Origin of the sequence: Bdellovibrio bacteriovorus (assembly GCF_041888015.1) — a bacterium.
GTDB lineage: Bacteria > Bdellovibrionota > Bdellovibrionia > Bdellovibrionales > Bdellovibrionaceae > Bdellovibrio.
In genome coordinates, this window is sequence record NZ_CP168968.1 from 406,376 (window position 1) to 430,985 (window position 24,610).

At 49.4% G+C, this 24,610-nt stretch carries 25 protein-coding genes and 1 pseudogene; 14 read left to right on the top strand and 12 right to left on the bottom strand.

What is annotated here, in order from left to right; translation table 11 throughout:
• Positions 1-109 precede the first annotated feature (109 nt).
• From ACES2G_RS02045 to ACES2G_RS02060, 4 genes are all read left to right on the top strand, one after another.
• Complete coding sequence (locus ACES2G_RS02045; RefSeq protein ID WP_347355995.1) at positions 110-589, top strand: hypothetical protein; 480 nt, start codon at positions 110-112, stop codon at positions 587-589.
• Between the two features lie 8 nt (positions 590-597).
• Positions 598-1,362: a hypothetical protein gene (locus ACES2G_RS02050; protein WP_374001182.1), complete on the top strand. Its 765-nt coding sequence runs from the start codon at positions 598-600 to the stop codon at positions 1,360-1,362.
• Positions 1,363-1,371: 9 nt separating this feature from the next.
• Positions 1,372-1,617, top strand: a complete 246-nt coding sequence (locus ACES2G_RS02055) for a hypothetical protein (protein ID WP_347355997.1) — start codon at positions 1,372-1,374, stop codon at positions 1,615-1,617.
• A gap of 126 nt (positions 1,618-1,743) precedes the next feature.
• A complete protein-coding gene (locus tag ACES2G_RS02060; protein WP_347355998.1) occupies positions 1,744-2,175 on the top strand; it encodes a hypothetical protein in 432 nt (143 codons plus the stop codon).
• Between the two features lie 61 nt (positions 2,176-2,236).
• On the opposite strand, the pseudogene ACES2G_RS02065 reads toward ACES2G_RS02060, so the two are convergent.
• The 4 genes and pseudogenes from ACES2G_RS02065 to ACES2G_RS02080 form a co-directional block, all read right to left on the bottom strand.
• A pseudogene (locus ACES2G_RS02065) lies at positions 2,237-4,916 on the bottom strand (valine--tRNA ligase).
• 222 nt (positions 4,917-5,138) lie between these two features.
• Positions 5,139-6,185: a porin gene (locus tag ACES2G_RS02070; protein ID WP_347356000.1), complete on the bottom strand. Its 1,047-nt coding sequence runs from the start codon at positions 6,183-6,185 to the stop codon at positions 5,139-5,141.
• A gap of 105 nt (positions 6,186-6,290) precedes the next feature.
• Complete coding sequence (locus ACES2G_RS02075; protein WP_347356002.1) at positions 6,291-6,626, bottom strand: rhodanese-like domain-containing protein; 336 nt, start codon at positions 6,624-6,626, stop codon at positions 6,291-6,293.
• A gap of 5 nt (positions 6,627-6,631) precedes the next feature.
• Positions 6,632-7,849 (bottom strand): MFS transporter, encoded by a 1,218-nt coding sequence (locus ACES2G_RS02080; RefSeq protein ID WP_347356004.1) that lies wholly within the window; start codon positions 7,847-7,849, stop codon positions 6,632-6,634.
• Between the two features lie 29 nt (positions 7,850-7,878).
• Here ACES2G_RS02080 and ACES2G_RS02085 point away from each other — a divergent pair, with 29 nt between their 5' ends.
• The gene (locus tag ACES2G_RS02085) at positions 7,879-9,033 is read left to right on the top strand and encodes a hypothetical protein (RefSeq protein WP_374001183.1); all 1,155 of its coding nucleotides are present in this window, start codon (positions 7,879-7,881) and stop codon (positions 9,031-9,033) included.
• Here the strand turns inward: ACES2G_RS02085 and ACES2G_RS02090 are convergent.
• The 4 genes from ACES2G_RS02090 to ACES2G_RS02105 all read right to left on the bottom strand — a co-directional run bounded on the left by ACES2G_RS02090 (position 9,030) and on the right by ACES2G_RS02105 (position 11,435).
• Positions 9,030-9,323, bottom strand: a complete 294-nt coding sequence (locus tag ACES2G_RS02090) for a DUF167 family protein (protein WP_347356007.1) — start codon at positions 9,321-9,323, stop codon at positions 9,030-9,032. The genes ACES2G_RS02085 and ACES2G_RS02090 overlap by 4 nt on opposite strands.
• A 14-nt stretch (positions 9,324-9,337) precedes the next feature.
• Positions 9,338-9,877: a DivIVA domain-containing protein gene (locus tag ACES2G_RS02095; RefSeq protein ID WP_374001184.1), complete on the bottom strand. Its 540-nt coding sequence runs from the start codon at positions 9,875-9,877 to the stop codon at positions 9,338-9,340.
• 61 nt (positions 9,878-9,938) lie between these two features.
• On the bottom strand, positions 9,939-10,766 hold the full coding sequence (locus ACES2G_RS02100; protein WP_374001185.1) for a pyrroline-5-carboxylate reductase family protein: 828 nt from the start codon (positions 10,764-10,766) through the stop codon (positions 9,939-9,941).
• Between the two features lie 9 nt (positions 10,767-10,775).
• The gene (locus ACES2G_RS02105; RefSeq protein WP_347356011.1) at positions 10,776-11,435 is read right to left on the bottom strand and encodes a YggS family pyridoxal phosphate-dependent enzyme; all 660 of its coding nucleotides are present in this window, start codon (positions 11,433-11,435) and stop codon (positions 10,776-10,778) included.
• 177 nt (positions 11,436-11,612) lie between these two features.
• On the opposite strand from ACES2G_RS02105, the gene ACES2G_RS02110 reads away from it, so the two are divergent.
• Positions 11,613-12,077, top strand: a complete 465-nt coding sequence (locus tag ACES2G_RS02110) for a hypothetical protein (protein ID WP_347356013.1) — start codon at positions 11,613-11,615, stop codon at positions 12,075-12,077.
• Here ACES2G_RS02110 and ACES2G_RS02115 read toward each other — a convergent pair whose 3' ends face one another.
• Together ACES2G_RS02115 and ACES2G_RS02120 are read right to left on the bottom strand one after the other, a co-directional pair.
• The gene (locus ACES2G_RS02115) at positions 12,078-12,935 is read right to left on the bottom strand and encodes a polysaccharide deacetylase family protein (protein ID WP_347356015.1); all 858 of its coding nucleotides are present in this window, start codon (positions 12,933-12,935) and stop codon (positions 12,078-12,080) included.
• A 74-nt stretch (positions 12,936-13,009) separates the two neighbouring features.
• The gene (locus ACES2G_RS02120; RefSeq protein ID WP_347356018.1) at positions 13,010-13,585 is read right to left on the bottom strand and encodes a Maf family protein; all 576 of its coding nucleotides are present in this window, start codon (positions 13,583-13,585) and stop codon (positions 13,010-13,012) included.
• Between the two features lie 28 nt (positions 13,586-13,613).
• Between ACES2G_RS02120 and ACES2G_RS02125 the strand changes: the two genes are divergently transcribed.
• Genes ACES2G_RS02125 through ACES2G_RS02150 form a run of 6 tightly spaced genes read left to right on the top strand, consistent with a single transcriptional unit; the run spans position 13,614 to position 20,399 of the window.
• On the top strand, positions 13,614-14,522 hold the full coding sequence (locus ACES2G_RS02125; RefSeq protein ID WP_347356020.1) for a type II secretion system F family protein: 909 nt from the start codon (positions 13,614-13,616) through the stop codon (positions 14,520-14,522).
• 2 nt (positions 14,523-14,524) lie between these two features.
• A complete protein-coding gene (locus tag ACES2G_RS02130; RefSeq protein ID WP_347356234.1) occupies positions 14,525-14,872 on the top strand; it encodes a DUF192 domain-containing protein in 348 nt (115 codons plus the stop codon).
• Between the two features lie 43 nt (positions 14,873-14,915).
• Entirely contained in the window at positions 14,916-16,529 is a 1,614-nt protein-coding gene (locus tag ACES2G_RS02135) for an FHA domain-containing protein (protein ID WP_374001188.1), read from the top strand.
• Positions 16,529-17,671, top strand: coding sequence for an FHA domain-containing protein (locus ACES2G_RS02140; protein WP_374001189.1), 1,143 nt, complete (start codon positions 16,529-16,531; stop codon positions 17,669-17,671). The genes ACES2G_RS02135 and ACES2G_RS02140 overlap by 1 nt, the downstream gene beginning before the upstream one ends.
• The gene (locus ACES2G_RS02145; protein WP_374001190.1) at positions 17,671-19,713 is read left to right on the top strand and encodes an FHA domain-containing protein; all 2,043 of its coding nucleotides are present in this window, start codon (positions 17,671-17,673) and stop codon (positions 19,711-19,713) included. Before ACES2G_RS02140 ends, ACES2G_RS02145 begins: the two co-directional genes overlap by 1 nt.
• 8 nt (positions 19,714-19,721) lie before the next feature.
• The gene (locus tag ACES2G_RS02150; protein ID WP_347356235.1) at positions 19,722-20,399 is read left to right on the top strand and encodes a hypothetical protein; all 678 of its coding nucleotides are present in this window, start codon (positions 19,722-19,724) and stop codon (positions 20,397-20,399) included.
• Here ACES2G_RS02150 and ACES2G_RS02155 read toward each other — a convergent pair.
• Positions 20,396-22,207 carry a sulfatase-like hydrolase/transferase gene (locus ACES2G_RS02155; protein WP_374001191.1) on the bottom strand — a complete coding sequence of 604 codons (1,812 nt, stop codon included), beginning with the start codon at positions 22,205-22,207 and terminating at the stop codon, positions 20,396-20,398. The two genes, ACES2G_RS02150 and ACES2G_RS02155, sit on opposite strands and share 4 nt — an antisense overlap.
• Positions 22,208-22,284: 77 nt before the next feature.
• Here ACES2G_RS02155 and ACES2G_RS02160 point away from each other — a divergent pair, with 77 nt between their 5' ends.
• Together ACES2G_RS02160 and ACES2G_RS02165 are read left to right on the top strand one after the other, a co-directional pair.
• On the top strand, positions 22,285-22,914 hold the full coding sequence (locus tag ACES2G_RS02160) for a MotA/TolQ/ExbB proton channel family protein (protein WP_347356030.1): 630 nt from the start codon (positions 22,285-22,287) through the stop codon (positions 22,912-22,914).
• A 2-nt stretch (positions 22,915-22,916) separates the two neighbouring features.
• Positions 22,917-23,321, top strand: coding sequence for an ExbD/TolR family protein (locus tag ACES2G_RS02165; RefSeq protein ID WP_374001192.1), 405 nt, complete (start codon positions 22,917-22,919; stop codon positions 23,319-23,321).
• A 39-nt stretch (positions 23,322-23,360) separates the two neighbouring features.
• On the opposite strand, the gene ACES2G_RS02170 is transcribed toward ACES2G_RS02165, so the two are convergent.
• Complete coding sequence (locus ACES2G_RS02170) at positions 23,361-24,440, bottom strand: immunoglobulin domain-containing protein (protein ID WP_374001193.1); 1,080 nt, start codon at positions 24,438-24,440, stop codon at positions 23,361-23,363.
• Positions 24,441-24,610 lie beyond the last annotated feature (170 nt).

The following is a 24,610-nucleotide window of genomic DNA, read 5'->3' on the forward strand; positions in this document are numbered from 1 at the left end:
CAGCTGAAATGACTTCAAGAAAGGGATCTGAAAAGATCCCTTTCTTGCGTTTTGAACCTGTCGCCGAATAAAAAGAAGTCACTTCACGAATTTCACATGAGGGGGAATCATGCGATATTTGATGTTTGTGGTGATGCTTCTGGCGGTCTTATGGTCAGCGGAAGGCTATACGATGACTCCTCCTTCAGAGGGGCAAATGAGTTTCCGTATCCAGTCTTTGGGAGAGCAAGGATATGAATATTCATCTCTATGGAATCCTCTGACCCAGGTGGCTCTTTTGCGTATTGGCCTGGTGCTGTCGACGGCGGATGCAGAGCTGATCAATCAGTCCATTTCTTTCGGGACCGCCACTGAAGTTCTTTTTGAATCCAATGACCCTCAAGCCAGTAAATCCTGTCAGCAGGTCAGTCAGTGGCATTTTGAATATGAGCCCGGATTGCCCAATTATCTGATGTACGTGGCGTTGAAGGGGCCGGGCTGTGCGGTTGTGGCCAAGTACTTTGATAATCTGCAGGTTCAGTTCAAATTCCGAGGAATTTCACTGCCACAGTTTGTACCCATTGACGTCTCTGTCCATATCAGTCGATAACTGAAGGTATGAATAAGAAATCAGCTTTGTTTTTAGGTCTCATCGTCGCTATCGTTCTTATTGTCTCTTACTGCCACAGGCAAAGGGATGCGGGGCAAGAGGGGGCGGAGCTTGCGCCAGAAACTCTGGGCACTCCGGCTTCGTCGGCGTCTGATGCAAAAGCAGCGGTTAAGGCAGAGCCGCCTCCAATGGAAGCTCCGTCAGCGCCGGCAGCGACAGGCTTTTTACCGACAGAGATGGAAGATCCCCAGAAGTTTGAGCTGTATCAGCAAAAAATCAAAGAAATGGGAACTTGTCTGAATATGATCGTGAAGCCATTGGATCCTGGTGTGGAGGTGAACTTTGATACCTTCAATCAGTCTATCAATGCGGATTTGGGAGATGTCGTTACTCAGGATGAAGAGTGGGTGGCGACGGATCTTAGAACCAAAGACGGAGAGCTTCGTCGTCTGTATCTGGAACGTGTTGGTGATCCTGAGGGCTCGCGTTCACTTCAGTATTTCTCTTACGCGGCGGATGGGTCTCGCAAAGAGCTGCCACTTTCCAAAGAACAAAAAATCAATCCGTCTGAAACGTTGTTGGCCAGTCTGGAAGCTGATGGTGAAGTTGTCGGGCGTTCCATGTCGCGCAGAATTTTCTATCAAAATGGGGACGATCTTTTGTTGGTGGAAAAAAACGGGAAGATTTTTTCTTTCCAGTTGATGCACGACGGGGCGACCTACAGCTGCACGGGGGCTGATAAATCCGCGACCTTCCAATGTCAGTGTAAATAAGGGTGATCTGTGGACATTCAAGATTTGCCCTTGGATCAGTTGGATCTTTCCTTTGATGGCTGGAGTCTGGTTGCTGGCTTGCTTTTTAGCTTGATCGGCTGGTGGCTGTATCGCCAGGGGAAGTATAAAGATGAAAAGCGTTTTAAATATGTTGGTGTCGCTTTGATGGTGTATCCCTACTTTGTGCGGGGAGCTCTGATGAACTGGGCTGTGGGCTTGCTCTTGTGTGGGTATGCATATTACTGGTGGGACTAAAGGTCCCGGATGAAATGTTGAATTACGAGATGGGGCCTTTTGCTTTAGCAAAGGGCCCTTTGCTTTCTTGTTCAGGTGTCGGCTGACTTTTAAAATAGAGGTTGTCCCGCAAACAAGGAGGTTTTTATGCAGCCGTCGAATCGTTGGCGACGAGACGATTCTCGCAGAAAAGAGCCAGAAAGAGATTACGGCGAATTCATAGATGAATATGATTCGCGGACACCTCCTCCGCCTCCTCAGAACAGATATGTACGACCTCGCCGGGAATCTCAAGTTCCAGAGGACTATGCTAATTACCGGGATCGCAGCGACCCTCGATCATCAGCGGATTCGGGGGAGCTAAAACAAGCACTCTGGGATTCTTTTGAGGCTGAACGGCAGAAGAATGGTTATAGCCACTCCTATGAGGCTTCTCATCCGCAACTGGATCCTCACTTTGACCGTCATTTTGACTACCGATATGGCAGTGATGATATTGACTTCGACAGTCGGGAAGAACGGGCAGAACCACGTCGCAAACACCGTCGTCCTTCGCGTCGGGCACGCAGAGGCTACTGATTTTGGGCAAAAAAAATCCTCCGTGACGTCAATCGCGGAGGATTTGTGTTTTTTTAGGGCCTTACTGGAACCGGGTCAAAGCATCGCGCAGTGAATCCAACTGAACTTTGGATTGCGCCAACAAAGCTCGGTCTGTCGCAATGACGTCTTCGTCTGCATTTGCCACGAACTTTTCATTGGAAAGCTTGCCTGTCAGCAGACCGATATCTTTGGTCAGCTTTTCGATGGATTTGTTGATGCGTTTGATTTCCTCATCAAAGTCCACAAGGCCTTCCAATGGAATGATCACTTTCACGCTGGCATCTTTTACCACGACCGGCGCAACAGCACATTTCATCATATTGCCTTCGGCTCCGATTTCCATATTTTCAAGGCGACCCATGGTCATCAAAGCGGTGCGGTTGTTACCCAGGATCTTTTGAGTCTGATCATTGGTCACACCGAAACGCACATTCAGTTTCACCGCCGGGCTGATGCGGTTTTCACCACGAATGTTTCGGATGGCGGTGATAACTTCCTTCACGATATCAATTTCCAAAGCAGCTTGGGTCGAGCCCAGGCTTAGGAAGTCCTTATCGTTACGCACATTTGGATATTGATCGGTAATGCACGCTTCGCCTTTGATTGGCAGCTTCTGGTAGATCTCTTCAGAAATGAACGGAGTAAACGGATGTAACAGGCGGGTGATGCGATTCAGAACCTGAGCGATCACCAACTGTGTTGCAGCCTTTTCTTCAGCATTATTGCCATTTAGAATCGGTTTTGTGAATTCGATATACCAGTCACAGAACTGATTCCAGATGAACTGATAAAGCGCCATGGAAGCGTCAGAGAATCTTTCCTGCTCCATCGCTTCTTCAACTTCTTTGGTCACTTCAGCAAGCTTTGTAATGATCCACTGGTCAAACACACTGATGTGCGCCTGATTTGGCAGAGCTTTCACGCCTTCAGCAGGAACCTTGAAATCAGACAGGTTGGAAAGGGCGAAACGGGCCGCATTCCAGATCTTATTCATGAAGTTGCGATAGCCTTCCAGGCGCTGTTCACTGAATTTGAAGTCTTTTCCAGAGAACAAGTGCGCAGCAAAGGTGAAGCGCAAAGCATCGGCACCGTGCTTTTCGATCATTTCCACCGGATCAATGGAGTTACCCAAAGACTTGGACATCTTGCGACCTTGAGAATCGCGCACCAGACCGTGGATGTAGACTGTGCGGAATGGAACGTCTCTTTGGAACTCCAGACCCATCATGATCATACGAGCCACCCAGAAGAAGATGATATCGTGACCTGTCACCAGGTAGCTGGTTGGGTAGAATGTCTTCAAGGTTTCAGTTTCATTTGGCCAGCCCATTGTGGAGAACGGCCACAATGCAGAACTGAACCATGTATCCAGAACGTCGTCGTCCTGATGCAATTGGGTGCTTCCGCATTTTTCACAAGCTGTCACATCCGTTTCAGCCACTGTCTGATGGTTGCAGTCAGCACAATACCAAACCGGAATACGGTGGCCCCACCACAATTGACGGGAAATACACCAGTCTTCGATGTTATTCAGCCAGTGCAGGTAAACCTTGGTCCAAGACTCAGGCTCAAAGCGGATGGTGCCGCTTTCAACCACGCGTTTTGCCGGAGTCGCCAAGGCTTCCATTTTTACGAACCACTGTTCGGACAAGAAAGGCTCAACAACCGCGCCGGAACGAGAGCAGTGACCCACAGAGTGAACGTGAGGCTCTTCCTTTTCCAGAAGGTTCTGGGCTTTCAGATCTTCCAGAATGCGCTTGCGGGCTTCTTGAACTTTCAAGCCCTGGTAGGCACCCGCGTTTTCATTCAAATCTGCTTTTTTAGTCAGAATGTTGATGAATTCCAGATTGTGGGATTTTCCGATTTTATAGTCGTTGAAGTCGTGAGCCGGAGTGATTTTCACCACGCCCGAACCGAACGCCTGATCCACATAAGTGTCAGCGATGATTTTGATCTTTCTGTTGATCAAAGGAATCACCACATTCTTGCCAATCAAATGCTTGTAGCGTTCGTCGTCGGGGTGAACGCAAAGGGCAGAATCCCCCAGCATGGTTTCAGGGCGTGTTGTTGCCACGGTCAGGAAGCCAGAACCATCTTCCAAGGGATAGTTGATGTGATACAAAGAACCTTTGATCTGCTTGTGTTCAACTTCCAGATCCGAGATTGCCGTTTCCAGAGGACCGGACCAGTTCACCAGACGCTGACCGCGATAGATCAAACCTTTTTTGTGCAAAGACACGAAGACTTTGCGAACCGCTTTGGAAACGCCTTCATCCAATGTGAAGACAGCACGGTCCCAATCACAGGAATCGCCCAGACGGCGCATTTGGCCATAGATGCGGTTGCCGTACTGGTGTTTCCAGTCCCAAACCTTTTCCACGAATTTTTCGCGGCCCAAGTCATGGCGAGTGATGTTTTCTTTTTTTCAATTCACGTTCAACCACGGATTGAGTCGCGATCCCCGCGTGATCAGTCCCTGGCAACCACATGGTGTTGTAGCCATTCATTCTTTTCCAGCGAATCAACATGTCCTGGATCGTGTGATCCAAGGCGTGACCCATGTGCAGGAAGCCCGTGACGTTTGGGGGAGGAAGGATGATAGAAAATGGAGGTTTGGTGGATTGATCTTCGGCTTTAAAGTAGCCGTTTTTTTCCCACCATTCATATGTGCGCGATTCAACATCTGCGGGATTGTAACGATCTGATAACTGTTCTGACATTTGTAAAGACCTCTGCAGGTTTAAGGACATGAAATCCCTGAGTTTTTAACCCTTAGAGACTAACAAATTCAAGCTTTTTGGGATAGGCCAAATGAAGGAATCTGGGTCAAAGTGCCCGTGAAGGCATGGATCATGAGGAGCGGTGCGAAATAGGGGCGTAGGTTGAAATAAAAAAAGGGAGGCGTGAAAGCCTCCCTCGATCTAAGTCTATGTTGTCAGGGACTATTTCAGGAAGTCCGCCATCAAGCGAGCACCCAGAACGACCTCTTGAGAAACCGGGTCGTTGCCGCCAGCATCCAGTTCTTCTTTTTGGTAGTTGTAGGCAAGGTGGTAGCGGAAGTTTACGTCAGTGTATGGTTTGTACTCCAGAACCGCGCCGTAGCCCATGAACTTGTTGGTAACGGAAGTAGCTGCTTCCAATTTCTCTTCTGAAGAAACCACTTCAAGACGAGGTGTCCACTGCTCCCAACCAGAGTAAGCAAACTTTGCCACGATGGATGTCACAGTGTCTTTGTCGCCAGAAGCATCTTCTTTGAATTCAGACATCAGGTAATCCAAGGAAACCATAACCGGCTTAGCGTTCCACATCACGCCCGCTGCCATGAACTGATTTGTGTCGCCATCAGCAGGACCGTTCATTGTGTGATAAGACAAGTTGGTCATCAAAGACTTGTCCATGAATGCGCCTCTCCAGATCGCACCGTACATGGATTGGTTTTGATCCATTGGAGTTCCCGCTTCCTTGAACTTTTCGTTTGTGCCCAAGATGTGAACAGTCTGGTCTCCGAAAGTGAATGTTCCCTTCGCACCAGTCATATATAGAAGGTCCGCAGTTCCAAATACGCCAGCTGCCAAATTTCCATTTGGACCTTTGCGAGTGTAGAACTGAGAGGTCAAGTAAAGGTCTGCGCCGCTTGTTGCGCCTTCAAAACCACCGAATTCAGTGTTGAAGCGACCTGCTGACAGAGAGAAGTATTCAGACATTTTGTGAGTCAGGAATGCATACTCTACGGCAGTTTGCGCACTGTCAGTGTTCAGGCGAGTGGCATCCTTGTTGAAAGCCAGACGTACACGGAAGGAAAGATCATCGTTGGCTTTACCCTGATAATCCAAGCGACCTGTTTTGAAGTAGAACTTCGTGAAGTCTTTCTGAGTAGAGTCAGTGTATGTTGTGGAGTTGTAGTCAGCACGCAGATCCAAATTTAAAGAACCGGCGTGAGCGGTAGAAGCCACTGTCGTTGCAATAGCTGCGATCAAAAACTTTTTCATTGGTACATCCTTGTTTAAAGTTTTAAGTTTTGATGTAGCTAGTATGTTACAAACTGCAGGAATCAACAACAAGGCTTTAACAAAAGCCATGGCTTCTATGTCAAATTATTGCTGACGTTCTTTTAGCAGGCCTTCCATGCCACCTTTGACAAAGAAACTATTAATGAATCCGGCATCTTCAAGCTGCGTGACCACCCCGGGGCTGGATTTTTCATCCTTATCCAAAACAACAACGGCGAAGTGCGGCGGAAGGTTCTTGGACTTTACCGATTCCAACACATTGTCCATCTGACAGTGGAGACTGATATTGTCCAAATGCATCTTGGTCACACTTTTGTACCAACCGGACAGGTCCGCTTGATCAAGAATAACCAATAAAAATGGTGTGCGTGTTTGGATCAGATTGTCGAATTGAAAGTAACCAATAGAGTTGAATTCCATAGTAATTATCCTACGCGCCCGTGTTCAGGAATGAGTTTGTAAATGATAATAACGATCGCAAGTCCGGCGAAGGCCATGACTCCGGAGGCCCAGAAAGGCGCTGTGATTGCAACGGCCCCATAAAGAGCTCCGCCCAGTGCCGGGCCTAAGATGCGCCCCAAAGAAGCCATGCTTTGTGTAACTCCCATCGCAGCCCCTTGCTCTGAAGAATCCGAAAGCAGACTGATGCTTCCCAAAGTGGATGGATTGGCAAGACCGTTACCCAAAGACAGCAGTGTCATGGTGATGGCCATGCCAGTGATGGAATCCACTACCGCAATTCCGGTCAGGCCCATTGCTAAAAGCAGGATTCCCAAACGTAAGACCTTGCGCTCGCCCCATTTCGGCAATAGACGGCGTACCAAAAAACCTTGAGTGAAGATGATGATCAGTCCGATATAGGCAAAGCCGAAGCTGACCTGCTTTACATTCCACTGATATTTTTCTCCCATGAAAAGAATCAAAGTGGCTTCCATGGAAGACATCGCCAAAGAGCTGAGCAGGAATATGACCATCAGGGGGCCGACGGTTTTTCTGTTCAGATACTGCCACATAATTGAAAAGCGTTTCTTCTTGGCCGCGGATTCACTTTTTTCACTTAAGGATTCTTTTAGGAACTTGAGTCCGAACAGGAAGTTGGCAAAGCAAAGGGCTGCCACCCAGTACGAGGCAAAGGAAGTGTCAAAATGAGGTGCAGAGGAAATGTGCTGACCCCATACGGCCAAGCCTCCGCCCAATGCCGGGCCGAAGACAAAGCCCAAGCCGAAGGCGGCACCAATCAATGCCATGCCCTTGGAGCGCTCATGCTTGGGAGTGATGTCAGAGATATAAGCCGACGCCGTGGAAAGGCTGGCTCCAAAGAACCCGGCCAGAAGACGTGCGACGAACAGCCATTCCAGCGAGCGTGCCCAGGCGAACATAATGTATGAAAAGGTTTCGCCAACCAGGCAGAACAGCAAAATGGGGCGACGGCCATAGCGATCACTGAGGCGGCCCCAGAAAGGGGAGAACAAGAACTGCATGAGTGAATACACTGAAAGCAGCAAACCTGTTTCAAGGGCCGTAGCACCGAAGTTGCGGCTGAGGATAGGGAGAATCGGAATAACTACACCAAAGCCCACTAAATACAGGAAAACAGTGAAAAAGATGATCGCTAGCTGTGATTTGTTTGATGTCGCCGTCATAGGCTTGTTAATATTAGGAAGTTATGAAAATGGCAAATAATCTTCAGCGGTGGGCGATTGTCTTCCTAAGTATTTTTTCGATTTCATTGCCAGCTCTGGCTGTGGATAACTACAAGGAATTCCAACGGGATCGTTGGGATTTTGAGGCATCAGCGAATTACTTCCATTCTGAGGCCAATTATCCGTCTTCTGGCGGGGGCAGCCAGAGTTTACCCAGTGGAAATAGTTTTTCATTATTGGACTCGTCTTTTGGAACTCGTTATACCCCTAAAAAAAACTGGTCTGTTTTTGGCTGGGGAACGGTTTCCAATGCGGAAAGTAAAGATTCTGTTGCAAGTCGTGCGAACAGCTCTTTGAGCGAGGCGGCTGTTGGGTTTGATTTCCTGATGTATTCAGACATGTTCCAGTTGATTCCTGAAGTCATCGCGGTCATGCCGTTTGAGGAAGTGGATCCTGCTTCGGATACCGTGTTGAACTCCGAAGGGGTTTTTGAGGTTCGCTCCCGTTTGATCGCTCAAAAGGATTTTGGAGCCATGCGTGGCTACGGCTGGTTGGGGTTCAACTTCCGTGGCGGTGGCCGTTCGTTTCTGATGCCGTGGGGCGTGGGAGCGCAGTTCAAAATGAATCGTTTCCGTTTGGGTGGCGAATTGTTCGGATATCAGAGTGTTTCGGACGACACGACCGATGTGACAGCAGCGCTGCGCACCTCTTATATTAGCGGGGTCAATGCGGGCTCGATGAAATTCTATGGGGTGAAGCCCAATCTTATGGATTCGCAGCTTTATGCGACCTGGTTGATGACGCCAAATTGGACATTGCAGGTCAATGGTGGAACAACTCTCACTGGTTCTAATGCCGCTGCCGGTTTTCATGTGGGTGGATTTTTGCGCTACAGCTTCGACATGAGTGAGGGTTATTCAGAGCAGGAGTACGTGGCTCCGGTCGCCAATCCCGTTCCGAATTACCGTTCCAATATGTATGAAGAAAGCGAAATGAGTTCCGAGAAAAAAGTTCGCCGCTTCCAGGAGCAGCTTAATGATGGTGTGGATCAGAATCTGTTCAAACCACGCCCGACCAAGTCGAAAAAACGTCCGCGTGTTCAGCCGGATCAGTTGCAGCAGCAATTGGACGATACGGAATTCCAAATTGAATTGAAATCCAATAAGAAGCAAAGACGTCGCTAAAGTTGACGGGGAATTTTCAGAATGCCCCGGACAGTTTCTTCCGACAGGCCGCTAAGTTCGACAACCTTGTGACGGCCAGTATCGCCCTTGATCAGTAAGACATCTCTTTTCGGAATATCAAAAAGATCGGACATGAATTCAATCAGGCCTTCGTTGGCGCGGCCGTCAATGGGGGGAGCTGTGATTTTAATTTTGATTTCGCCGTTGTGGGGTCCCACAACTTCGTTTTTGGAGGCTTTGGGCTGAATGAAAAGGTGGAGTCGGACTCCACCTTTTGTTGATTCAATCATGAAAGGAACCGGAATTACTCTGCAGAAAGCGGAGAAACGTTAGGAGAGCGGCCTGCATTGCCATTTCCATTCACCATGTTGTGATTGGGAAGCTGTGCTTGAGGCATGTACTTCTCGCCTTGTTCCAGCAGGGACAGGTGAGCTTGTGCCAAAGCTTTCAGGTTGGCTTCAAACTGCATGCGCGCGCGTTTTAGATCAGTGACTTCCTGATACATTTTTTTCAAGGAATCACGAGAATCGCGAGTGATGATTTCTGCTTTCTGTTGAGCATCAGCAATAATCAACTTCGCTTCGCGGTCAGCATCCTGACGCAGGCGATCTGCCATTTGAGTGGCCGTGGCGATAGTTTCTTTCAAAACCTGATCGCGCTCTTTGTATTCCATCAAGGAAAGTTCTTTTTCGCGGATGGCTTCTTTCAGAGTGTTGCGCTCTTGAATCAGAGCTTCCATTTGTGCCGCGATCTGCTGGAGGAAATCCATAACCTCGTCAGCATCGAGTCCCATCATCTTTTTACCAAAAGACTTGTGAGCAATGTCGATAGGAGTAATTCTCATCTTGTTCCTCCTTGAACAAATATGAATTAAGGATAAAGGCCGAGTCTGTATCCGCGCAAGGTTATTTGATTTCCCGGGCCATTTCTTTGTTTCTCATCGCGGCCTTTTCAAAGCTAATGCGAAGAGCGCGTTCGATCTCGAGTTCTCTCATGGACTGAAGTCCAGCGGCCGTGACACCTTTTTTGGAGGTGACGCGAGCCTGAAGGTCTTCAACTCCTTCGCGGGCTTGTGCGGCCAGAAGGGATGCTCCCACAAATGTTTCAATAGTCATGAGGCGGGCCTCTTCGGCAGAAAAGCCATGCTCTTCAATCCAGTCCTGCCAATACATCATCATCTCAAAGACGAAACCGGTTCCGCTGGAGCAGGAGACCATCAGGGCTTCAAATTGATCTTCGTCACCGACATGGATAACGCGTCCAAGTGGGGTGAATAGGTCCTCAACCGTTGCTTCCAGCCCACCATCTTCGTCATCGTTTAATAGATAGCCAATCACGCCACGACCAATCAAGGATGGAGTGTTGGGCATCACACGAGCCAGGCGCGCACCTTGAACATAGCGTTCCAGCTTTTCCATGCGAATTCCGGCAGCAACACTGATAACGATTTTGTGTTCATCAAAGCTGCGAGTGACGGGTTCCAAAGCGTTCAAAAGATCCTGCGGTTTAATGGCAAGGATAATGATATCGCATTTTTCCACCAGTTCATCATTACTCAACACCGGGTTGATATGATAGGTCTCTGCGAGTTTGTGAAGTTTTCCTTCGGAGCGGTTGGAAGCGTAAATGTTTTTGGCAGGCAGGCCTCCTTCGATGAGACCTTTAATCATGGCTTGCGCCATATTTCCTGCCCCGAGAAAGCCGACTTTTTGCGATTTCAACAAGGGATTCATATAGTGATCCTACCCTTTGGCGGGGCGTTCGCCAAATAAAATAGTCCCGAGCCGTACGATTGTTGCGCCTTCCTCAACAGCAACAGGATAGTCGTGGCTCGTGCCCATTGACAGCTCGGTCAGTGGATGAGTTTGAAGATCCGTCATTGTTTTAAGTTGGTCACGCAGCTCGCGCAGCTCCACAAAGTAAGGACGTACCTCGGCCCCGGTTTCGGTTAACGGGGGCATGGTCATAAAGCCGAATATCCTTAAGTGGGGTAGTTGAGTCAGCGGTGTCCAGTATTCCAGGATTTTTGTCTTTGAAAAACCTTCTTTGGATTCCTCCAGTGCCAGGTTGACCTGAATCAGAATATTCTGCTGAACGCCTTTGTTTTCACACTGGCGACTGAGGGCCTGCGCCAGTTCTAGCGAATCCACCGAGTGAATAAGATGAAAAGCCCCGACCACCATCTTCGCTTTATTTTTTTGTAAATGTCCGATCAGGTGCCATTCGATATCTGGCAGATCGGCAAGAGTCTTTTGTTTTTCCAAAGCTTCCTGAACATAGTTTTCACCAAAGCGCCGCTGTCCTTTGTTGTAAAGATCGCGAATTTTATCTGCGGGCTGCAGTTTTGAGACCGCAAGCACCTGGGCCGGTTGAGCTTTCTGAATAATAGCCTTTAATTCCATGACTATTTCATAGCAGAAGCCGATTCTTTTTGTCCATATAAATACCATAGCTACTTTTTTGTTGACGATGTGTGAAATAGTGGTAGAATATGATGCATGAGACGCTCCTCCCGAAGAGCTACAACCCGGATAGATGACCCCCGACTGTTTTCTCTAAAGCAGTTCGGGGGTACGCTTTTGAAGAAGAGCCACGCGAAAACAGCGCGGCCTCTTTCTTTGAAAAAGGGGATTCATGTGGCCCTGCATTCTGAGCAGGCGCGTGACGAATGGTCTTTGAAGGCCGTGAGAAATCGGCGACTTATTCAGCGGGTCGTGAAAAGTCAGGCTAAAAAATATGAGATTTCCATTCGTGAGATTGTGACTCACGGGCAGGATTTGCACTTACTTATCAAGCTTAAAAACAGATCTTCCTTCGCGCCCTTTATTCGCGCGGTCAGTGGTATGTTAGCCTTGCTGATCACCGGATCAGGCAAGACGAGGGCGTTGAAAAAGAAATTCTGGGATTTCCGGCCATGGACGCGGATTGTGGAATTGCTGAATGAAGTCTCTGTTGCCAGCGAGGTCGGATTGATCCGGCATCTTCAGTACATTAAGGTGTTGCCGGGTCTTTTAGGAAGACCCAGCGTTCTTGAATCCTCGTGATTAGCGATTCAGTTTTGGGAAGATATTGCGGTCATCCAAAGTAACAAAGCGATAGCCTTTTTGTTCCAGCATGGTCAGCAGGCGATCCAGGCTTTGTGCGGTATTCCTGTGCACATCGTGCATCAGCAAGACACCACCTTGAGTTTTTGCCACTTCACGCATAACGTGACCGGCATAATCCCGGCGCAGGCTGTCGGGTGTTTGGCAGGTTGCGTTTTCTTTGTCGGTTACATAACCATCAGCATAAGCCCAGTCGCAGGTATCAATGTCCCAGCCTGTGATGTGATAGCCCAGTGATTCAATCAGTTCATTGGCAGAACAAGTGGAATTTCCATACGGATAACGGAAGTAAACCGGTTGGTCGAATGAACGCAACAGACGGTCCGTGGCGGAAACCTCGGATTGCGCTTTGGATGAACCCACATCGTGGAAGTTCGGGTGGCTGTAAGAATGGTTTGCGATGTGGTGACCTTCATTCACAACACGTTGAACCAGTGTCTCATTGCCTTTGATGGCACTTCCCAACATAAAGAAAGTGGCTTTGACGTTGTGAGCTTTCAGAACTTCCAAGATCAGTGGAGTTGTTGCAGGGTTGGGGCCGTCATCAAAGGTTAGTGCGATAGTTCCGCGAGTGACGGGATCAGGAAGTTGAATGGCATATTTGCACTTGTTGCGCGGCTTGAGCACATCCCAGATGCCCCAGGTATCATCATAGTCCTGCATGCGTTTCAGACCTTCTTCGGCCTGAAGTTCAATAAGTTCTTGAGCGGAAGGGGCTTGTGGCAAAACTTCCTGAGCTTGTGTGGTTGCGGCAGCCAAAGTCAGCGCTGCCAGAGCAAAAGAAACGGAACGTTTCATGAACGACCTCCGGTGGAAAATGATGAGCCACCATACCAGAGGTTTGTGCTGCTGCCCCAGAGAACTCTGAGCGTTTAAATTTTGGACAGTAGTTTTTTCACCGCTTCGACAGGCAGGCCAACGACGTTGTCGAAGGGGCCGTCGATTTTCTCGACGAAGGCTCGACCCTGGCCTTGAATTCCATAGGCTCCGGCTTTATCCATCGGTTCTCCGGTGTCAATGTAGGTCCAGATTTCAGCATCACTCAGATTTTTGAAATAAATTTTGGTCGTCTCAACATGAGACAGCTCATTGCCGGTGCTGGACTCGACCACGCACACGGCGGTGAGAACTTCATGATATTTCCCAGACAAAAGCCTGAGAATTCGGAAGGCATCCTCGCGATCCTGGGGTTTCCCCAGAGGGCCACCCCCAAAAATCACCTCTGTATCGGCTGTAAGCACGATAAAGGGCTCTGTGCGGCTGGCCTTTAGCAGAGGCAAAGCAGCCCTCGCCTTACGACGGGCAATATCTAAAATCTGCTCGTTTACATTCAGGTTTTTATTGGGAATTTCCGATATTTTAACTGGCACCACGTCGAATGAAAAACCAGCTTCACTAAGCAGCTGTTTTCGGCGCGGGGACTCTGAGGCAAGGATTAAGGGCTTCATAGGAATACTTGAACACGAAGAGGCGAAAATGGGAAGTGCAGAGTTAATGCTGATTCTGGGATTGCTGCTCGCAGGAGTTGCGGTCTTCCTATTTGTCAGTTCGATATTTGCAAGCAATTCCGACAAGCAGCAGTTGTCGTGGGCGAATAATGATGAGCCGGTGAAATCCAAAAATCCGGTAATCAACTTCTCGCGTCCGTTGGTGCATCAGTTCACTTTGCAGCACGCGATGAAGATTCGCAGTGAGTCCTATCGCAAAAAAGTCAGCAAATATATCAAAACCTCGGGCCTGTCTTCAGAGCTGAACGAGGATGAGTTCATTGGCCTTCAGCTTCTGTGGGGAATCATGTTCCCGATCTTCCTGATGATTATGAACTTCTCGTTGCAGCTGGGACTGTCTGTTCCCGTGGTGATCGGGATGGGGTTGATTGGTTTCTATCTGCCGCAGATTCACGCTAAAGGTGAAAAGAAGCGTCGTGAGCTTTCGGTGCGTGCGGATCTGCCGTTCTTTATTGATCTTCTGGCTCTCTCCGTAGAGGCCGGGTTGGATTTCTTCTCGGCGATTCAGAAGATCGTGGATAAAGCGCGCGGCACGGACAGTGTTCTGGCTGATGAGTTTTCAATTGTTTTGAAAGATATCAAAATCGGTTCCTCGAAATCTCAGGCTTTGAAAGAGATGGCGGAACGACTGGACATGAATGAGGTTACCAGCTTCGTGGCGGTCTTGGTGGATGCCGAGGCGACCGGGGCCAGTATTTCTCAGGTTTTGAAAGATCAGTCTGTGCAGATGCGTCTGGAAAGATTCGTTCGTGCGGAAAAGGCCGGAGCCCAGGCGTCCCAGTTGATTCTGCTTCCGCTGATGCTGTTTATTCTGCCAGCGGTTTTCATTGTCGTCTTTGGGCCGGTGGCAGTGTCCTTTATGTATGGTGGTAAATAGTGATGTTTAAACTGATGAACACAACCACAAATCAGACCCTGATCGCGGACTTGGAAGTGGCATCCACTTTCCTAAGTCGCGGCAAAGGGCTTTTGGGGCGGGAGGATCTTCCAGCCCATCAGGCGTTGTGGATTCATCATTGCAACAGCATTCACACGTTCTTTATGAAGTTTGCCATTGATTGTGTGTTTGTGGACAAGAACCTGAAGGTTCGGGCCATCCGCAAGGATGTGCGACCTTGGAGATTGATTTTGCCAGTGTGGGGAGCCGCATCTGTGATTGAAATGGCAGCGGGAACCGTCAGCAAAGTGAACGTCAGCGTGGGAGATCAACTTTATGTGGGCGCTTAGGATCTTGACCGGCCCGCAAGCCGGCTCAGTTGTGGAATTGAAGATGGGGAAGAACCTCATCGGTCGGGCTCCGCAATGTGATATTAAGCTTTTAAGTCCGGGTGTTTCCAAAGAACACACCGAAGTTGCAGTTTACAAAGACAAGATTGTGATTACGGATTTACGTTCCAGCAACGGCACTTACTTAAACGGTGTCCGTATGCAAAGTGGTGTGATGCGCTTGGGGGACAAGCTGGGAATTCATGATGTGATCGCAGATGTGATCCCATCGCCAGAAGCCCGTCCTCAGCGTCCGGCTCAGACTAATGCGCCAGCGCCGATGCCTTACTATGGCGGTGGGGCGGCTCCACAGATGCCACCGGCAATGCCGATGGGAATGCCGGAACAGCAGCCTATGGGGATGCCTCATGGAATGCCACAACCGATGGCGGGAATGCCGGGAATGGCTTCGCCGGGAGTGGCGCCTGCGCCAGCCTTCCAGCAGGGGGGATTCCGTGGCTTGATGGATAAGCTCAATGACTATATGGACCGCGTGGCTTTGCCAGGGGTTTATCGTCTGCCACAGTTTGTGGAAATGAAGATGGTCCTTTTGGGCTTTGTGGTTTTGTTTATCTTCTCAACGACATTGCTGTCGATGATCCCGATGGTGCAGATCACCCGGGCCAGTATTATCAATGAAAGTAAAAGACGTGCAGCCTCCATCGCTCGTACGGTGGCAACGTTGAATCAGTCGGCGTTGATCCAGAACAGCTATTCATCATTGACGACCAACGCTGCTGAGGCCGAGGACGGTGTGAAGCAGGTTCTGATTGTACAGCAGGCAGATGGAATGATTCTGGCACCAGCCTCCCGTGCGGGAACAACACCGGATCTTCCGTTTGTGCACACCGCTCGTCGGGAAATGAGACCGCAGGCTGTGGAGGTGGATTCTTCCACCATTGGTGCCAGCTTCCCCATTGGCTTGTTCGATCCGAATACGGGCGAACAGTCTGTGAAGGCGCATGCCATTGTGCTTTATGATGTGGGCAGTCTGGCTTTCGATGACGGTCGGGCCATCAGTTTGTTCATGCAGACTTTGGTGATCGCGTCTTTGTTGGGTCTTTTGATTTATTACTTTATGTATAAGCTGATCGAGTATCCGTTGGTGGCGCTCAATGCCCAGTTGGATACAGCCATGCGTGAAAAGACAGACAATACGGCTGTGGATTTCCAGTTCCCTCCTTTGCAAGCGTTGATTGGTAACATCAACAGCCTTCTGACTCGCTATATTCACGGTGACAATGACAGCGGCTCAGGGGGCGCGGGCTTTGTTAATAAAGACGGGGAAGCGGAAAATCTGGTGCAAATCGTGGGCTTCCCGTGTGTGACTATCTCTAAAGAAGGCCGCATTGTGGCCTGCAACCCATCCTTCCTGGCGGTCGCACGTGCGGAAATGGCACAACTGCAAGGGCAGCCTTACAAGGCTATTCCAGATGCGGCTCTTCAGCAGAATATTGAGGGTCTGATGCTTCGTTCGCGTGAAAACACACGTGGCATTCACACGGATCAACTGGAGTTCAGCGGACATCTTTGCATTTTAAGCTGTCAGGCCATGTGTACCGGGCCTGAAGTGGATTACTTTGTGATTACGGTATCACCAACTGAAGGAGGCTCTTGATGAGTGCAGCCCCTTCAATGAAAGATGCCTTGAAATTCGATATTGAGATCATCAAAGGGCCTCATAGCGGTGTGAAGCTTTCGTTCTCGAAGGCGTCCGTGTCGCTGGGGCGTGGTCCGGAAAATGACATTGTTCTTTCCAGCGACCCGCGCGTCAGTCGTCAGCACGCGGAAATCAAACAGCGTGGCAATGAATTTGTGCTCGTCAATCTGAGTCAGAAGAACTTCGTGATGGTCAATGGCCAGAACGTACAATCCGAGCCGTTGACCAACGATTCGGTGATTCAGATTGGTGAGACAGAAATTCTGTTCCGCGCAGAAGTGCCGGAAGTTCGTGCGACCCCAGCTCCGGTGGCGGCAACGCCGCCTCCGCCGTCCTTCCTGACGCCGAATCCGGTTCCGACGCCTGTGGCGACACCGCGTCCGCAGCAGATGCCGGCTTATCAGCAGCCTCGTCCAATGCCTTCGATGCCAAATCCGTCCATGCCTCCGGCACAGCCGATGGGTTATGGCGGGGGTTACACGCCACCGCCGTCAGGTGGTATGGGTGGGCCGACTATGGGTACAATGGCGCCGCCTCCTGTGGGTGGTGGTTTGTTGTCAAATCCGAAGGTTCGCTTCTATGGAATCGTGGCGGCGATTGGTTTTGCGGCCTGGTTCTTCCTGTTCTCGGGGGATTCCAAGCCGAAAAAAGATGCCAATGCTTTCAGAACTTCGGCTTTGTCGATGGCTGACGTGGCAGAGGCTGAAAAACGTTCGCAGGAACTGTTGACAGTAAAAAAAGAAAAGTATGATTCCATCCAGTATCGTCGTGCGCAGGAAAACTTTATCAAGGGCTTCCGCGACTTCCAGCAGGGTCAGTATGCCCGTGCGCGTGAAGCGTTCCAGGTGGTGTTGAATCTGGATCCGGATAACGAGCTGGCGAAGCGCTATTTCCATTTGTCGAAGATTAAGTTTGATGAGCTGGTGAAATTCAACATGATTCAGGGCAACCGTTACCGAGAGAAAAAGAACTGGAGAATGTGCCAGTCCAATTATTCCAACGTGATGACAATGCTTCAGCATCGGAAGGATGATCCTTCCTTTAAGGAAGCTAAACAGTATTATGAAGAATGTACTTTGAACCTGGAGGGCAGATACTAATGGCACTGCTTCGGGTTCGCCTTCGTGGCAAGACAGTTTGTGAAGTAAATTTAAGTGAAGACCGTTCTTACGTGGCAGGCCGTAAAGAGGATTGTGACATTGTGTTGCAGCCGGAAAAAGGCATTTCGCGAGAGCACTTTAAGGTCTTTAATTCCGGCGGAACCTGGAATGTGGAAGTGGTTTCCCGCTATGGAGAAGTGGTCTATAACGGCGAGCAGGTTCAGCAGTTTGCTTTAGAGCATGGCAGTCAGTTCTCCGTTCCTCCCTATGAGTTTGATTTCCTCAATACAGTGGCGGAAGCCCCGGTGTATGAGGAGCAGCAGCCCGCAGTACCGACAGGTGAAAACCTGCCGGCTTTGACGGACGCCCATGCAGAATCCTTTGAAGGCAGTGATGAAAAAACCATGATCGGTGTTGCGCCCACTGCGGCCTTCATCAAAATTGTGGACAGTCAGAACGAAGCCAAAGAAATGATCCGTCTGGATGCCGGGGATTCCTGGGTGGCAGGGCGGGATCCATCCTGTCATATTCAAATTCGTGACCAGCGGGTCAGTCGTCGGCAATTTGAAATTCGCCGGGCCGGTTCCCAGTATGTGATTCTGGATTTGGGCAGTGTGAACGGAACGCTATTAAACGGAAATCCCATTTCCTCCACGGATATGACACCGGTTAAGAGTGGTGACGCTATCAGTGTGTTGGAAAATTATCTTTATTTTGAATTGCACGATGCCAGCTTCCAAAGTCGTATGGAATTGGTCAGTGTGGCGCCACCTAATCCTTTGGTGCCGACCTCTCAGGAAAGTCTGCCGATGGAATATCAGCAGCAGTCCTATGAGATGGCTCCTTATCAAGGGGCGATGCCACCCATGCCATATCAGCAGCCGATGCAATATCCTGGAATGGGTGCCTCCATGCCAGGACAACAACCGTATCCTCAGGCCGCTGCCGGGAAGTTTGACTTCCAGAAGCACCGTCCAAAAATGATCATCGGTGCCGTGGTGCTGGTGGCCGTGGCTTATCTTTTCAGTGGCAATGAAACCAAAGCACCTCCGGCGCAACCGGGCCAGGGAATCGCCGCACCAGGCTCGCCTGCGGATCTGTTTGCGAAGTTGAAGCCTGAACAGCAGGCATTGGTTCGTCAGCGTTATAAGGATGCTAAAAACCTGTACATGCAGGGTAAGTATCAACTGGCCCAGGATGAAATCATCAAGATTCAGGAGCTGGTGCCGGACTATGAAGACATCCGTGAAATTGAGCGCTTGTCCAAAGAAGCAATTTTCATTCAGGAACAGCAACGTCGTCAGGCGGAGATTGAAAAGTCCAAGATAGAGGCGGAAGAAAAAATTCAAAAGCAGGTGGCGGAATGTCAGAAGAAGATCAATCCGATGATCACTGCTGCGGAAATCGAAGACTGCCTAAGTCCGGTGCTGCAGTTCAATCCTGAGCATCCGCGTATTATGGATCTGAAAGCCCAGGTGGACATGCTGAACGCACAACGCGAAGCCAAAGAAGCGGAGCGGGCAGCTTATCAGGGCTTGGTTTCCAGAATGAAGGGCCTTTATGATCGGGCCCAGGCTGTTCATAAAAAAGGAAAGCCATTGGATGCTATCGCTGCCTATGAAAAGGTGATTGATGCGCAATTGCCGGACCCGAATGGCTATAAAGGGCAATCCAAACGAACGATTGCTTCGATTCGTCAGATGATGAATTCGAAGACCGCGACGCTGCAGACGGAAGCAGAAAAATACTATCAGGCTCAGAACCTGAAAGGTGCGATTCAGTCTTTGCGTAAGGCCCGTTCTTTGGACCCTACCAATGATGAACTGCCAGATCGAATTGAGCGCTATGTCGGAGAGTTGCGTAAGCAGATGATGACTCTTTATCAGGAAGGTATTCTTGAAGAAAGCTTCGGGAATGTCGATGGTGGTGAGGCCAAAGCTGGCGCCAAGGATAAGTGGAAAAAGATTCTGGAAATGGATATTCCTGATGGGGAATACTACAAAAAGGCCTATATCAAGCTTAAGAAATACGGAGCCCTGTAGTCGTGAAAATGCAAGAGCGGTCCTATAGCACCAAGATTTTGCGCCCGAAACCGTTAATTCATCGTGAAGAGGATGGAAGCCTGATTGTGGTAGCCACCTCTTGGGGGCAGCCTGAACATGCCGGGCGTGCCTTGGATGAAGTGGTGAAGTATGTCAGTTCCGCCAAAGCCGACGTGGAAGTGACGTCTCCGTTTGAATTTCTGACTTGCCTGACAGATGAAGTGAACTATGTGCGCACGGGCATTCTGATTGCCAATGATCTGCTATACAGGGGCGAGAATCGCGCCGAATACTTTTCGGGTGTGGAACTGATGGCGATCTTCAAGCGAGGATCGCAGTTGGCATGGGCTCATGTGGGCTGTCCCAGTTTATTTATTCAAAGAAAAAATCAAAGATTGCAGCCCCTGTCTGTGGGACTGGATTTATCCAGTGAATCGGAGTCCTCGCAATTGCCACCTTTGCCAGCGCAGCTTTTGGGGTTGGATCCAACTTGCTATATTCATTGTGGGCATACGTCGGTGAACGAGGGGGATCGATTGGTTCTTCTGGCCAGCAGTCGTGTGGCGACCACCTTGTGGACCCGCGAAGGCAACTCTTTGGATCTGTCTTCAGTTACGACCGGGATGATTCAGGAAAACCCTGAATCACCGTTCTGGTTGGGGTTGATAGATGTGGATGCCGACTAAAGGTCTTCTACCGTCAGATTCTTATAAACCTGACTGCGCAATTTGCTGAATTCCGGAAGGCTTAACGCCAGTTCTACCCGTGAAGGGGCAAACACATTGTCACGGGATGTATCCCAAATAAGACCGGCAGCGATATTCGTGCGCTGAATTTGTTGATCCAGCATGTAGTTTTTAAACGAACGTTCAAAGCGCTTTTTCTGGGTATCGCGCGACAAACCTCGCGCATCCGCCCGAATCCAGTCAATCCACTCCAGGAACAAAGGGTCCCCGCAGTTTTTCAGGTTGTCGGTATTGATGGACTTGGCTGAAATCAAATCAAAGCAAGAATCTGAAACTTTGGCATTTTTGGTGCCCAGATTTTTTTCAGCAATGAACTGCCATGTGGACACCTTGTTTTTGCTGCCCAGGTGTTTCAATGTTTCCCAGTCTTTTTGATTCAAGGCGATCTGTGCTGTCCAGTTTAAAAGATCCAGGCTGCCGGGCTGAATCTGCAAAAGGCGTTTCAGGTCTTTCAAAAGTAAAGCTTCCTGATCCGGGCGCATCCAGCGCGAGAACGGCAGACTTAGCTTCGTGGTCCACTCTGAAGCCAAAGGGAAAAATGCAGGAAACTGATTTTTGTAAAGCAAGGATTGCAGGCGTTGCGTGGTGGGAAGAATGCTTTCCTGCAGCAGGGGCAGTGGGTTGGTTTCAAAGCGATCCACCAGTGTGTTGTACAGACGCGGTTTTTCGTCATTGATCAGCAGAACGTGATTGGAAATGGCCGCTGTTTTTAGTGGGCCGGCCTTGCGCCACAGGGCCCAGCCGGACTCCAGCAACAAGGGGCGGTCTTCAGGCCAGTTGGCATTGGGACTTTTCAGAACTTCGACCAAAGACAGCGCAGGGAATGCAGACGAGGTTTGGTCGACAATGCTTTCACCCAAAAGATGGAAGACGGTGCGACCCACATCCACCAGGCTGACATTCTGGTCAATTTTCCAATGAATGGCTTCATCGCGTTTTTGTTTTTGCGAAGGCTTGATGAACAGGGCCACCTGGGTATTTTCACCATGCAAATTCATGGTGCTAAGTTCCTTCGGGCGATCATTGCCGGTGTGTCCATTCAAACCAACAAGCAGGATTGTGGTTTTATCCCAGCGTCCACTGCTTTTCAGATCCTGAAAAAGCTCATAGAGGCTTTCATCCAATTCATCCAATTGGCTTTCAAAGCTAAGATTGCGGGTTTCGCCCAGGTCCGTAATCGTTTCTGTCGTGGTGAAAAGCAGATCCGGAATATAGATCACGCTAAAGAAGGCCATGCCAGCAGCATCCTGATGGACCCATTGTCGAAAGGCATCCGCATTTTGTTTAAAAGGACGGATTAAACTGCGGAATGACGGCACAATATTGTCGTCGAAAAGCTCAAACCCCTGATTTAAACCCGTTCGGCGAAAGACGGGAGCCCCTCCAGAAAAGAAGCTGGTGCGATAGTCCTGATCCAAAGCGACTTCGGACGCCACTTCAAATTCGGCCGCCAGACCCGGACCGCCATTGTGACGAACCTTGTGTTGATAGGGATAAAGTCCAGTCAGAAGCGAGGTCAAAGCCGGGACGGATAGGGGGGAGGGCGAAAAAGCGTGGGTGAAACGCACGGACTCTTTGCAAAGCAATTGAAAACCAGACCTCTCGGGGGCTTCTTGATTGCAATTGACGTCGCTGATGGTCAATTCATCAACGGCAATGATCAGAATGGATTTCCTGTCGTGTGTCTGGCAAGAGAGCTGGACCAAACTCAGAAGGAGCAGTGTGAGAGTTAAAATGATTTTCCGCATACCTTGACCGTATGTAATGGTTTTAGTGATAATGGATCAATAATTTTGCGCAGTCAAAGATTTGGAGGAAATCACCCATGCTCACGGAAAAAATATTTACAGTTGCCCACTTGGCGGATCAGGTCGTTTTGTGGATCTTGCTTGTTCTCAGCGTCCTGAGCATCGGCATGATTCTGGAGCGCTACTTTGCTTTGAAGAAAATTTCCGCTGAGTCTCAGCGAGTTCGCGCACGCATCAAGCTGGCGTTGCAAAGCAACAGCCTGGAAGATGTTGAAGATCTTGCGAAAGATCCGAACTCTATTGAAGGTCGCGCGGCGGGTTACGCTTTGAAACATATGAAAGATGCGGGAAGCAAAGGTCTTTCTGAAATCTTCAATACCTTCGCGTTGACCGAGCGTCCAGAGCTTGAAAAGTTCCTGGGCTTCCTGGCAACGGTCGGCTCCAATGCGCCGTATATCGGATTGTTCGGTACGGTTTTGGGTATCATGAAAGCCTTCAACGACTTGGCGACGGCTCCAGAAGCTGGTCAGCAGACCGTGATGGCGGGTATTTCCATGGCCCTTGTTGCAACGGCGGCGGGTCTGTTCGTGGCGATCCCGGCGGTAGCAGCTTACAACTATTACAGCAAACAGGTTCGCGGCGTATTCCAGAACCTGGAAAGCGTGAAAGAGTTGTGCTTGGCTTACGCTAAGAAAAAAGGTGTATAACAATGGCAATGAATAACAGCGACAATAATGAAGCCATAGCGGACATTAACGTCGTTCCGCTGGTGGATATCATCCTTGTGGTGTTGATCATCTTCATGGTGACAGCGCCCATGTTTATGAAGCCCACTATCAATGTGAATCTGCCAAAAGCAGCCAGCGGTGATCAGACTGCGCCAAGCAAGTTGAATATTGCTTTGACGGCAGACGGTCGAATCAACCTGAATGGAAGCTTTGTTTCTGAAGAAGACGTTCGCTTGAAAGCGACAGATGAAGTCGGTAAGAACGCGGATGTACAGGCAATCATTTCAGCGGATAAAGACGTGCCCCACGGAAAAGTGGTGGGCCTTCTGGACATCGTCAAAGGTGCCGGAGTTAAAAAGTTCGCAATCAGTATTGATAAAAAGTAGAAATAAAAAAAGGGCTCTTACAAAAGAGCCCTTTTTTATTTAGTTGTTATTGCTGTAGGGTTGTTGGACCCATTTACATGTATTGCCTATGAGCTTCAGTTTGTTGTTACGGCATTCAAACTGAACTTCCCCGGTATACTTCCACAACGAGTTATCCGCGTAACGATCCCCATAGTCGTAGTCATAGTTAGGATTCGTGGTTGGGACATGAACTCTTGGAATGGTCGTTCGGCAACTCATCCAGGTTTTATCCAGATACTTAAGGGCCGGAACATCATAGCTGCTCAGCTTACTGAAGCTCGGTGATGGGAACAGGGCATTGTAGCGGTCATAGCTTTGATGCAGCAGGAACTTCCCGCGAGGTCCGTCGAAGTATTCAGTGAAATAGTTGTAAGCCTGATCGTAACTGGCATTGGTATAGGTGAAGTAGCGACCAGCAGGACATCCTACGGCGGGCTCGAGAATCGTCACGCGGGCCAAATTACTTTGAACCGATTGATTGCGGGCGTCCTTGACCACAACGTGGTAGGTGCCTTCATTGTGCCAGCTGTCTGCAGAGTCTGAATAGAAGTTGTAGTGACCCATGCCATTGGTGATAGCTTGGTTGTTGTGATACCACTGAATAGTATAAGGAGAAGTTCCTCCACTGAAGGTCACTTCAAGCTGGAAGCTGCCATTTTCCATAACGCTGACGCTGCTTGGATGATTGACGATCTTAAGAGGGCCATCACCACCGCCGTTGCCTCCGCTTGAGGAGCCGCCACCGCCGATATTGATTCCTCCACCGGATGAGCCTCCTGACGAACCGCCACCACCGATGGTTACAGCTCCTCCGGAAGAACCTCCAGAGCCAGGGGCGCCACTGCCACTAGAGCCGCCGCCCAAATTAATACCGCCACTGCCGCCGGGGCGCGAACCCCAAATGGAAGAATTGCCGTTGGAACCTTTGGAGCCGGACGAAGATGAACCTTCGCCAGTTTCTTTTTCGCAGTCTGTGCCACTGCCGCAAAGAGAGTTCGGTGGCGCACAGTTTTGAAAACTCACGATGGTGAGTGAAGCGACAACAATCGCCGAAAGAACTCGAAAATTTCGAATTTTTCGCAAAATACGTCCGTTCATGTCACCATCCCCTTTAGTGCCTAGACTTAAATACGGAATAATCATGGAAAAACTAAAGCGAAAGTCTGGTTTTTTGGAGTTTTTCTCAAAACGACACAGCTAAAGTCTGGCGCTGAATTTCCGATCAAAGAACTATGTTTAAACGTCAACCGTCAGACACACAATTTCTC